Source organism: Veillonella sp. ICM51a, assembly GCF_000524355.1.
Classification (GTDB): Bacteria; Bacillota; Negativicutes; order Veillonellales; family Veillonellaceae; genus Veillonella; species Veillonella atypica.
In genome coordinates this window covers 1-8,938 of record NZ_JAPX01000035.1, presented here as the reverse complement: position 1 = coordinate 8,938, position 8,938 = coordinate 1, and the positions used below count along the sequence as shown (strand labels likewise).

The following is an 8,938-nucleotide window of genomic DNA, read 5'->3' as shown; positions in this document are numbered from 1 at the left end:
ACAACAACCGTAGCACCAACAGGCATGACTGCTACTGATGGTACGAACACTGTGAAAGTAGAAGGCTCTGGCATCGATGCAGGCGGTACAGAAATTAAACATATCGCTGCTGGTACAGCTGCTGATTCTGCGGTCAACAAAGGCCAAATGGATGATGCCATTACTAAAGCTACTGCGGATGCAACTCATGAATTTGCTGGGGATACAGGTAGTAATTCTGTTCGTAAACATGGTGAAGTATTGTCTATCAAAGGTGGCGTAACCGATACTAATAAACTTTCAGATAATAATATTGGGGTTATATCTGATGGAGCAGGTACATTAAATGTTAAATTATCTAAAGATTTAACCGGTTTGACATCTGCTACGTTCAAAGATAGATCTGGCAATACACAAACCGTAACAGGTGCTTCCTCTACTATTACAGATGGCACGGGTAACACAACTGCTATGACTAAAGGTGGTTTATCCACTACTGACGGTACAAACACAACGACAATAGCACCAACTGGTGTCACTGCCACTGATGGTACTAACATTGTTAAGTTGAATGGCTCCGGTATCGATGCTGGTAATACACAAATTAAGAACGTTGGTAAAGCCACTACCGATGATGCTGCTGTTAATAAGAAACAAATGGATGAGGCTGTGAAGGCAGCTTCCGATGCAACCAAAGCATTGGGTAATAATACGATTACCCTTGGTGGTGATTCCGGTTCTAAAACAACAGCAAAGACACTAAATACAACTGGTGGCATTCAATTTAATATTAAGGGGCAAACTGGAACCGATGCCTTGATTACAACTTCTGCTAGTGGTGATGATGTAACCATTACACCAACTGATAAATTGATAAACGCTGTGAAAGCTGCAGAAAAATCTGCTGATAAAGACTTGTCCAACTTGTCTGCTGCGGGGAATACGCATATTCAAAATTTGGCTAAATCTGCGGCATCTTGGAACGTCCAAACCAATGGCAATGGTACTACAGCAGTAGTTGGTGGTGATACAGTCAACTTCATTAATGGCGATAATATTGCTATTACGAATACAGGTCATGCGATTACGATTGGCACTGCTAAGGATGTATCCTTTGATAAAGTGACTGTTGGTGGTATGACCCTTGATAAAAATGGCATCTTGTCGGGTATATCATCTATCACTGGTAGTGGTACTGGAGCGCCAACGATGACTTTCAACAGTCAAAATGGCAATACCCCAGCCAATGTGTCCATTAATTCTAATTTGGATATGGGCGGCCATCGAATTACCGGTGTAGGTCCTGCGGAAAAACCAACCGATGCGGTAAATAAACAACAAGTGGATCAAGCACTTCGAGGCCTTGCGGGTCTAGCAGATAATGCGGCAAGACAATACGCAAGCAAAGCGGGCGCTAATGCAGCTGCACTGGCAGCATTAAAGCCTATTCAATATGATCCATTAGAACCAACACAAATCATGGCCGGTGTGGGTAATTACAAATCCCAAACCGCTGTGGCACTCGGTATGGCGCATTACACCAATGAAAATACGATGTTCAACATCGGTGTATCCCTCGATAGCCATGACAACATGGTCAACGCTGGTGTAACCCATAAATTTGGCTATAGCCCTGAAAAGAAAGCTATTCCAGATCGCTATAAAGGTGGTCCAATTAGCTCCATCTATGTAATGCAAGATGAAATGCAAGCCTTGTTGGCCAAAGACCAAGAAAAGGATGCTGTAATCTCCAAACAGGCTAGTGAAATTGATACACTTCGCCAACAAAATGAAGATATGCAACGTAAAATTGATATGATTCTTGCTAAATTACAATAATAGTATAATGTAAGATATACAACAAAAGCGGATAGTGAGTCCTAGGATTCACTATCCGCTTTTGGTTGTGTGTATATTATTTTTTTCTAAAGAAGCCCAATGCTCGTAAATGGCGCAATACTTCATCTAAATATTGTTCTGATGGTACGCGATACTGTTGACCGTCCTTTGTCGTCCGTTCGACGGTCACATTCACATCTAAATCTTCTATGAGTTTCTCTTTTGTGGTGGGTTTCGTTAAGAGACGCATAATGTATAACACACCTTCATCCACGTCATAATCGATTTGATTATACATGTTTGCCGTCGTCATGTACCGATTGCCATCCTTTTCGATAAGGGTTGCAATATAGTCGATGAACCGCTGAGGAACGTAGGTTTCGTTTTCCTTGAACGGTAGGTGTTCATAGCGTTCACCAAAGGTATAGAGTTGGCCGATGACAACGAGCAAGAACAAGCGAGTATAAAGCTTATCCATATCGATGTCATAGCCCGGATATTGATGTTCAATATGGTCGACCACATCTTGTACAGAGAATGGTAATCTCGTATCCATCATTTCCTTAATAGCGATGTGTACCGTATCCGTCCATTCCGGTGGAACACCCAAATCTGTATCTAAGGTGATGAGGAAATAGAGTCCATCCAATATGTCCTTGGTTACCGTTTCATTTTGCGTAATCTTGGCCGCGTTGGATTGTTTCGTTAACAACGACATACGGAACTGTGTATCATACACGTAATCAAAGTACTGTTCCTTATCCACGCGGTTATCTTGGGCTAACTTTTTTATATTCGTTACAGTCGCATCCGGTAACCACGTAATAAAGGAGCGCTGCATACATTCATCGCCCACATAGGCACAACCTTGAGATTCAGCCCGTTTCACAAACTCCGATACATACACCGGATCGTTAATGGACTCTAAATACTCATGGCCCACGTAATAATCATTGGCCTTAAGGACACGATCAATATTAGGAATCTTGTAACTCGATTTCATGCGAGATCGTTCATCCAACTTCATTGTTTCCTGAATGAGCTGCAACACCTGTTTCGTATACGCCGTACGATCCTGTAGGGACGTTGTTGGCGCATGTTTTTCCGAATATAGCATAATATCCCGCAATTGTTCTAACCGTTTCCACCCTGGATACGTATTATATGACACATACACAATACCCCGATCCGATAGATTGCGATTACAAATGCTGAGAATTTTGTCTTTCACCATGTCCGGTACCCACGACCAAATGCCGTGCACGATGATGTAATCAAAGGTGCCGAAATCGTCGTCGATGTCCATGATATTTTTCTCTAGCAACGTAATATTCGTGAGACCAATGGATTCGATTAATGCCTTGCCGTGCTCAATCTGCACGCCCGATAAATCGATGCCCGTGAAAGTAGTCTCTGGATAGTACAGCGCTTGTGGGATGATGTTGCCCCCGCATGACGAACCTAGCTCTAATACGCGCGCCCCCTTGAGTGATGCTGGTGAAAGCCCATATAACCGGCCGCGGGCTTGCAGTGAATTGATGTTGGTGTTGGAAAACGCCTTAGACACATAGAGGAAATTGTCATACGACTCTTTCAATTCCTCAATCTTCTCTTGCACTACCTCATTAATAGGTGGCTGTATGGTGTTTGATTTCTTTGGAGACTCACCTTTTTTAGGTATTTTAGCTTGCTTTGTATTTGGCTTGTGAATCGTTTTTTGGCTCATGTGTATACCTTTCAATAAGACAAATAATTATACTTTTGCGTTTCTAAAGAATCTTAAGACTTGTAAGTTATACCTATATATTTCTGAAGAATCCTAATAGTTGTAGGCGTGATAAGACATCCTCCAAGTACTGACTTGAAGAAATGCGATAGGGCTGTCCCTCGTCGTTGGTCCGTGTGATGACCATGTTTTGGTCAAGCTGCTTTAGTACAGCCGCTCGTGTCGTTGGCTTTTGTAACAGCCGCATCGTATATAGGACGCCGTTATCAATATAACTATCAAGTTGATTGTACATATTGGCCAGCGTTATATACTGCTTGCCACCATCTTCAATAAGGGCTGAAACATATTTGATAAATGGTTCTGGTATATACGACTTGTTGTCTGTAAATGGTGTATGTTCACAACGCTCGCCGTAAGCATTTAAATGACCGATGACAATGAGCGCTAATAGGCGGGTGTAGAGTTGAGTTGTATCAATCGTATAACTAGGATGCTCTGCTTTCACGTAATCTAGTATATCCGTCACCGTAAATGGCAGTTGTTTGTTTCTTAGTTCCTCGATGGCCGTATATAATACATTATTCGTATCCGGTAAGATATTAGGCACATCTTGTAAGGACGTTAGGAAATATAGACTATCAAATGTGCTGGCGAGCACCTTTTCATTTCGAGTGATTCGATTCTCGTTACACCCTTTCGTTAGGAGAGCCATGCGAAATTGTGTGTCATACACATAATCATAGTATTGCTCTTTCGCTATATAATCATCTTGCGCGAGCATCCTAATGCCCTCTTGTATGTCCGCGTATAACCAACTGATAAATGAACTCTGTAAATTTTCATCCCCTATATAGGCACAACCTTGGGCGTGGGCACGCTGTATAAAATCCGATACATACACGGGATCATTAATGGATTCTAAGTATTCATGCCCCACATAATAATCGTCAGCCTTTAGAACATGGTCTATGTCCTTAATCTTATAGGCGCCCTTTTGATTTGTATGAGGGCTCTTTGTTATGAGTCCTTGAATCTTTTGTAATACATTTTTAGTGTACACCGTACGGTCTAGTAGTGTGTCACTAGGCGCACCCTTTTCCGAGTAAAGCATAATCTCGCGCAACTGTTCAAGACGCTTCCATCCAGGATAGGTGTTGTACGAAACAAAGGCAATGCCCTCTTCCGATAGGTTGCGATTACAAATACTGAGAATTTTGTCCTTCACCATGTCCGGCACCCATGACCAAATGCCATGCACGATGATGTAATCAAAGGTGCCGAAATCGTCGTCGATATCCATGATATTTTTCTCTAGCAACGTAATATTCGTGAGACCTATAGATTCAATTAATTCCTTGCCATGCTCAATCTGTACGCCCGATAAATCGATGCCTGTAAAAGCAGTCTCTGGATAGTACAGCGCTTGTGGGATGATATTGCCCCCACATGATGAACCCAGTTCCAACACGCGCGCCCCCTTAAGTGGTGCTGGTGAAAGCCCGTATAACCGGCCACGGGCTTGCAGTGAATTAATATTGGTATTGGGAAATGCCTTCGACACATAGATAACCGTATTATACGATTCCTTTAAATCTTCCAGCGTTTCTTGGACCTCACTGTTTATAGTCCCCATGATAAACCTCCCCTACATCGTGATCTATATGTGTTTAGTATAGCATAGACCCCAAAAATATCGTACAGGTGATGGTACAAGATGAGTGCATAAGAATACGTAAAAGCATAATTATCGTTAACAAATATTAGAGAAAAAATAGGGTAGGTAAGAATTTTATAAATCATTCATAAAACTTTCATAAAACTATATCGAGAATATTGAAAAAATGAATAGGAGATGATAAACTCAATAATATATACTATTTTGGTATTATTCTTAGAATATGTATTCTGTATGTGTACTAGAGTGTATAAATATATTTGAGAGGAAGATGATAAGGAGGGGTTACTATTAACATAGGTATTACCTTTTTTTGGGGCGCATCGTACAACCACATTTGGTCCAATGGGGCGGGCCAAAATATGGCGTTTTTAAAACAGTGCCTAGAGCAAATCGAAGGCGTTGACAAGGTATATTTTGTATACTGGCGCAATGATAAGGCCACCATATCGGATAATATGCGCTTAGATTTGATGAACATCGATATCTACGAGATGGAAGAGATCGTAGAAACAACGGACATCTTAATCGAAGGCACATTGACCTTAGAACCAGAAATTGAAAAGAAATTTCGGAAACATGGTGCTAAAATCGTATCCTATCGAATGGGTAATGATTTTGTGTGGGATATGGAAAAAATGGTACATAATTTACCAAATGCCCGTGCATTCAATGGTGCCACATATGATGCGGTATGGATGATACCACAGGTAGTCAAAACAAATCGTTGCTATTTAGAAATCATTACACGCGCTCCTGTGTATGAAGTCCCACATTTGTGGTCTCCACTCTTCTTAGATGAAATGGCAAAGAACGTTAAGGAACCTTTCAAATTTGGCTATGAACAAGGTCAAATGGAAAAAAATGGAGCCCGCGTTTCCGTTATGGAACCAAACATATCCATATCTAAGAATTGCATGATGCCCGTTCTGATTGGGGAAGAGGCATATCGAAATCATCCAGAATTGGTGAAACACATCTATCTATGCAATACCTTTGATAAAAAGGATGATAAACCGCTGCATGATTTTATCGGTTATACATCGGCCGTTAAGGATGGCATCATGTCCGTTGAGACGCGGCATATTACACCTCTGTTCTTGGCAGAATATACGGATCTGCTCTTGTCCTTCCAATGGGAATTAGCCTTGAACTATATGTACTATGAGGCCCTATATGGTAACTATCCACTGGTACATAATTCACCGATGCTTAAGGAGCATCACGTAGGTTTTTATTATGATTATTTTGATGCCTACGATGGAGAGCGGCAATTAATAAATGCTATCAAATCCTACGATGCTGATTTTGATACGCACGTAAGACGTAATAAGGAATTAATTGAATTCCTTTCACCATTCAATCCAGAAACTATTAGAAAACATCAAATTTTAATTGAAAAGTTAGGAGTGAAATAACACATGAACAAGATTTTTAAAGTCATTTGGTCTAAATCAAAACAGTGCTATGTCGTTGTATCTGAGCTCGCAAAAAATACGACAGGGAAAAAGAAAATCGTTGTAGCATCCGTCTTTGCCGCATTAGCTATGACAGGGGGCATGCAAAACGTACATGCGATAGGTGGTACAGGTAATCAAGCTGGTTGGACTAGTGGTCCTAATGTTGGTACTGCATTTAATTCTACACAAGGTTTAGTTATTGGTCCTAATAAGGGGAGTGATACTACAACTGCTAATGGGAATGTCGCAACTGTAGCTGTTGGTACAGCTAGTAAGGCCTATGGTAGTTCATCAGTTGCTATGGGTGGTGGTACCGCTTATGCTGATACAGCTGGTACAGCAGGTCCTGTTACTAATCAAGGTGGCGCCGTAGCCCTCGGCTGGGTAACTGCAAAAGGTAACCGTGCCGTTGCGTTAGGTGGTATAGATACAACATCTGCTACTGGTGATAATTCTTTTGCAACTAGTGGTGGTGTGGCAAATGGTGATAACGCTTCTGCACTTAATGGCAGCCAAGCAATCGGTGATAATTCCTTTGCAGCCACTGGTGGTGTAGCAAATGGTACTAGTACTATTGCTATCGGTAGTACTGTGACAGCTAGCAGTACAGCAGCCACTGCTATTGGTAGCAATGGCACAAAGGCTACTGGCTATGGTGCCACTGCTATCGGTCGAAATGCAAAAGTTACGGCTGAAAAATCTGTAGCATTAGGTTTTGACCTTAATGTTGCTCATTCTGGATCTACCCTTGTAGGTTATAATTCTAATATCCTTGCTAACCAAGCAACAGGTATTGGTTCTACAATCAATATTGACAGCACAGCCCAATACGCAACAGGTATTGGTTACCAAGTTGACGTAACTGGTAAAAATGGTATCGCTATTGGTTCTAGTGATGATTCTGGTACACATACAGCAGCGAAAGCGAAAGATGCCATCGCTATTGGTACAGCAACGGTAACTACTGCAGAAGGTGCTACTGCTATTGGTAAGAACGCAGCCGCTAGCAAAGCTGATGCGATTGCGTTTGGTACAAGTGCAGCAGCCTCTGAAAGTAATGCCGTAGCAATCGGTAAAAATACAACAGCTTCTGGTCTCGATTCTATTGCTATTGGTGGCGAAACAACTGCAACTGATGCGGCTAAGGCAACAGGTTCTAAATCTATTGCTGTGGGTGCTAAATCGGCAGCATCTGGTCAATCTGCTATCGCATTAGGTGATACAGCTGTGGCTAGTGGTCTTAACGGTGTCGCACTTGGTGTAGAAACAACTTCTAGCCTAGATAGTGCTGTAGCAATCGGTAATAAAGTTACCGGTAGCGGTAAATACTCCGTAGCTCTTGGTTATTCTACAAGTGCATCTGCAGAAGGCGCATTAGCACTTGGTGATTCCACATCCGCTAGTGGTGAACATGGTCTTGCTCTTGGTACACTGGCAGCTGCTTCTAATACAAATACAATTGCCGCAGGTCACTCCAGTGTGGCTAGTGGGCTAGCCGCTACAGCAATTGGTCTTTCAGCCAAAGCACAGTCTGCTGGTACCATTGCTCTTGGCCGTCAAGCTGTTATCGACAATAAATCTGCTAGTAGTATGGCATTAGGTGATAGTGCTTCAGTAACAAATGCTACCTATGCAACAGCTCTTGGTGCCAATGCTAAGGCTAAAAACTATCATGCCGTAGCCTTGGGTGCAGATTCTGAAACAGCAGACAAGGTAAGTACTGCAAGTATGACAATTGCTGGTACTACTTATAACTTTGCAGGTGATACAGCAGATAGCACGATTTCTGTTGGTTCTGGTACTGTAAAACGTACTATTACGAATGTAGCAGCAGGTCGTGTTTCCGCTACATCCACAGATGCGATCAATGGTTCCCAATTATATGCAGCTACACAAGCTATTGAAAGCAATGCAACAGCTATCACTAGCGTGTCTAATGCAGCAAGTACAGCACTTTCAACAGCAAACTCTGCAGTAACAAAAGCAGATGCAGCGGTGTCCACAGCTAACTCTACAGCAGCAGGCTATAATGCAGCAAAAGCTGCTATCTCTAGCTCGGCAGCAGCAGCAGAAGCAGCGGCAACAAGAGCAGCTACATCTGAATCCAATGCGGCAACTAGCGCATCTAACGCAGCAACTAGTGCATCCAATGCAGCTACATCTGAATCGAATGCGGCTACAAGCGCATCTAATGCTGCAACTAGTGCATCTAACGCAGCAACTAGCGCATCCAACGCGGCTACATCTGCATCCAAC

General features: G+C 42.3%; 5 protein-coding genes. 3 read left to right on the top strand and 2 right to left on the bottom strand.

Going from position 1 to position 8,938, the window contains the following annotated elements; genetic code table 11:
- Window positions 1-1,818: YadA C-terminal domain-containing protein (locus HMPREF1504_RS06090; protein ID WP_198017405.1), on the top strand; the 1,818-nt coding region annotated here is incomplete at its 5' end.
- 76 nt (window positions 1,819-1,894) lie between these two features.
- Here HMPREF1504_RS06090 and HMPREF1504_RS06085 read toward each other — a convergent pair.
- Window positions 1,895-3,544: a class I SAM-dependent methyltransferase gene (locus tag HMPREF1504_RS06085; protein ID WP_038124374.1), complete on the bottom strand. Its 1,650-nt coding sequence runs from the start codon at window positions 3,542-3,544 to the stop codon at window positions 1,895-1,897.
- Between the two features lie 73 nt (window positions 3,545-3,617).
- Window positions 3,618-5,180, bottom strand: coding sequence for a class I SAM-dependent methyltransferase (locus tag HMPREF1504_RS06080; RefSeq protein ID WP_038124371.1), 1,563 nt, complete (start codon window positions 5,178-5,180; stop codon window positions 3,618-3,620).
- A gap of 344 nt (window positions 5,181-5,524) precedes the next feature.
- Between HMPREF1504_RS06080 and HMPREF1504_RS06075 the strand changes: the two genes are divergently transcribed.
- Window positions 5,525-6,640, top strand: a complete 1,116-nt coding sequence (locus HMPREF1504_RS06075; protein WP_084644747.1) for a DUF2827 family protein — start codon at window positions 5,525-5,527, stop codon at window positions 6,638-6,640.
- Between the two features lie 3 nt (window positions 6,641-6,643).
- Window positions 6,644-8,938, top strand: a 2,295-nt coding sequence (locus HMPREF1504_RS06070; RefSeq protein WP_038124367.1) for an ESPR-type extended signal peptide-containing protein, incomplete at its 3' end; no start/stop codon positions are given.

What these genes read in the sequence shown, in the direction of transcription:
- HMPREF1504_RS06085 (WP_038124374.1), bottom strand. Translation starts at nt 3,544, where the DNA reads ATGAGCCAAAAAACGATTCACAAGCCAAATACAAAGCAAGCTAAAATA.
- HMPREF1504_RS06080 (WP_038124371.1), bottom strand. Translation starts at nt 5,180, where the DNA reads ATGGGGACTATAAACAGTGAGGTCCAAGAAACGCTGGAAGATTTAAAG.